Below are 2,754 nucleotides of genomic sequence, written 5' to 3' on the forward strand. Positions count from 1 at the left end.
ATTTAACAAGTTCCCTTCGGAATCCTCTGGATCTTGCCTGGGCAACCGTAGACTCCTCAGGACCTTTGATCTCCACAATGTTACAATCTTCTCCTTTGCTATTTTCTGCCAGTACTCTTGCTGCCAACTGACCTTCCAATTCATAATCAATAGAAATCAGTGCAGCACATCTGTTTCGGTAGCATAAATTTTTCGTGATCAGGATCACCGGAACCTTCTTTTTTTCTGCTTTTGTCAGGATTTCCGGAAGTATTTTTTCATCCCTTGGAAAAACTGCCAGATAATCAATATCCATCTCCAGAAGAGCTTCTATATCTTTTTTCTGCCATTCTGCTGTTACTGTTTCTGGTTCATGATAGATCAACTCCATATTCTTTTCCCTGGCAGCATCATTTAATTCATTCACCAGCTTTACAGTCCCATGGGTCCTCACCCTCTGCCATCGAAAAAGCCACCCTCTGTTTGGCCTAAGCCTCAGCTTCCGTTACTTCTATCTTTTTTTCTTTTTTCTCATGACCAATGTATTTCCAGACAGTTGCTGATAATAAGATCACTACCACAAGAAATATCCTTGCTTTTTTCGATTTTTTACTGTCCATAGCTTTTCATTTTGCCCCCTTTTGCCCGGATTTCTAATTGATTCTCATAACTGCCCGATACCCTCACAGATACATGGCAATACACATGTTTAAATTTATTTTAATCTCTTATGTTTATATCATGTGATTAAATGATACTTCAAAACTATGGAACCGTAAATATTGTATCCTTTGATTTTCTTATAAAATTATTTGATAAAATTTCATTCTAAATGGAACACTTTCCATCCATGTTGACTTTCCATCCTGCCAATGCTAAAGATAAAGATATCAAGTTCTTATCGGTTTTATGTCAATGCCATAATGAACTGCTCATACAGGGCGAGAAGGAGGAAATATGAACTCAAATTTCAGAAATGCAGCCGGTAAAGTTGCCATTATCACAGGAGCTGCCAGAGGAATCGGAAAAGGCTGCGCTATGGCGCTGGCGGGAGAAGGAGTACATGTAGTAATTGCAGATATTCTTCCTGATATCCAGGATGTATGGAATGAGATCCATGAAGCTTATCCTCAGATACAGGGCTTTGGCATGATCGTAGATGTGACCAAAGAAAATGAAATGAAAGAACTTATCGACCGTACTGTTGAAATGTTCGGTCATCTGGATATTATGTACAACAATGCAGGGATCAACGGTGGAGAATGTCTTATCACAGATGTCACTCCTGAGCTAATCGACAAGGTGTTTAATGTAAACTTTAAAGGTTTCGCTTATGGCTGTAAATACGCAGCGATCCAGATGAAAAAGCAGGGTTATGGAACTATCGTAAATACAGGCTCCTGGTACGGCAAAGTAGGCCATGCAGCTTCCGGTATTTATGGTGCTTCCAAAGCAGCCATCCATACCATGAGCCAGGCACTGGCACTGGAGCTTGCCCCTTATGGAATCACAGTCAACTGCATCTGCCCCGCACTTGCTGATACAGAAATGCACTGGGCATATTTAAGAAAAACAGCTGCAGAAAAGGGCACTACCTTTGAAGATGAAATAGCTGCTGAACTGCCAGGCATCCCACTTGGCCGTCTTGGTACAGGTGCTGATTCTGCGGGAGCTATTCTATGGCTGGCTACCCAGTCCGGCTCTTATGTAACAGGACAGCTGATCAACATTAACGGAGGCATGGATTTTACCTGATCTCTCAGATGCTTATCCGCTTATGACCCACAGACCTGAGTATTTATCAGGTCTGTACATTACAGGAGGTATTCTCATGTCTTATACAAACTTACCAATTGAAAAAGCGCGCACTTACTGCGAAACCATATTTCAGAAACATGGCTTTACTCCTGAAGAAAGCCGTGGAATTACAGATGTAGTCCTTACTGCTGATCTGTATGGAATCGAATCCCACGGGATCCAGCGAATGATCCGTTATCACAATTCTATTGTAAAAGGTCTGGTAGATCCTAAAGCAAAGCCAGTAACTGTTTTTGAAACTCCTGTTTCTGCAGTGATTGACGGAAACCATACAATGGGGCAGGTAACCGCCAGAACCTCCATGGAACTGGCAATCAGTAAAGCGAAAGAGCATGGCTTTGGATCGGTCACTGTAAGAAACTGCAACCACTACGGAATTGCAGGCTATTATCCAAAGCTGGCAGCAAATGAAGATCTTCTCGGATTTTCAGCTACTAACACAGAAGCAATTGCTATTCCTACTTTCGGTAAGCAGCCTATGCTCGGTACAAGCCCTCTGGCACTTTGCATGCCTGCAGATCCATATGATTTCTGGTTCGATGTTGCAACAACAGTTGTTCCCAGAGGTAAAATCGAGATTTACAACAAACGGGGTGAACCATTAAAAGAGGGCTGGGCTGCAGATGAATATGGTCACAGCTGCCAGGATGGACAACATGTTCTTGACAATATCAAAGCCAAAAACTATGGCGGAATCTTCCCAATCGGTGGTTTTTCCACGGATACAGGTTCCCATAAAGGCTATGGCCTTGGCATTATTGCAGAACTTTTTACAGGCATCTTCTCTGGCGGCCATACTTCTCCTCACGTAGAAAATGGTGGAATGGGTGATACATCTTTTCATTTTATGGCTATTGACTACGGTATTTTCGGGGACAAAAAAGAAATCAAAGACAGAATGTCCACTCTGCTTCGTGAATTACGGGAAAGTCCTAAAGCAGAAGGCCATGACCGTAT

General features: G+C 42.3%; 4 protein-coding genes. 2 read left to right on the forward strand and 2 right to left on the reverse strand.

What is annotated here, in order from left to right; translation table 11 throughout:
- Together R1Y93_RS00385 and R1Y93_RS00390 are read right to left on the reverse strand one after the other, a co-directional pair.
- The coding region (locus tag R1Y93_RS00385; protein ID WP_500821202.1) for a substrate-binding domain-containing protein at positions 1-433 on the reverse strand (433 nt) is incomplete at its 3' end.
- Between the two features lie 34 nt (positions 434-467).
- Positions 468-599: a hypothetical protein gene (locus tag R1Y93_RS00390; protein WP_500821203.1), complete on the reverse strand. Its 132-nt coding sequence runs from the start codon at positions 597-599 to the stop codon at positions 468-470.
- 337 nt (positions 600-936) lie between these two features.
- On the opposite strand from R1Y93_RS00390, the gene R1Y93_RS00395 reads away from it, so the two are divergent.
- Both R1Y93_RS00395 and R1Y93_RS00400 read left to right on the forward strand, forming a co-directional pair.
- Positions 937-1,734, forward strand: coding sequence for an SDR family NAD(P)-dependent oxidoreductase (locus R1Y93_RS00395; RefSeq protein WP_500821204.1), 798 nt, complete (start codon positions 937-939; stop codon positions 1,732-1,734).
- Between the two features lie 76 nt (positions 1,735-1,810).
- Positions 1,811-2,754: Ldh family oxidoreductase (locus tag R1Y93_RS00400; RefSeq protein WP_500821205.1), on the forward strand; the 944-nt coding region annotated here is incomplete at its 3' end.

The organism is Blautia sp. HA3515 (assembly GCF_059933065.1).

Coding starts and splice junctions, on each gene's coding strand:
- R1Y93_RS00390 (WP_500821203.1), bottom strand. CDS start 599: ATGGACAGTAAAAAATCGAAAAAAGCAAGGATATTTCTTGTGGTAGTG.
- R1Y93_RS00395 (WP_500821204.1), top strand. CDS start 937: ATGAACTCAAATTTCAGAAATGCAGCCGGTAAAGTTGCCATTATCACA.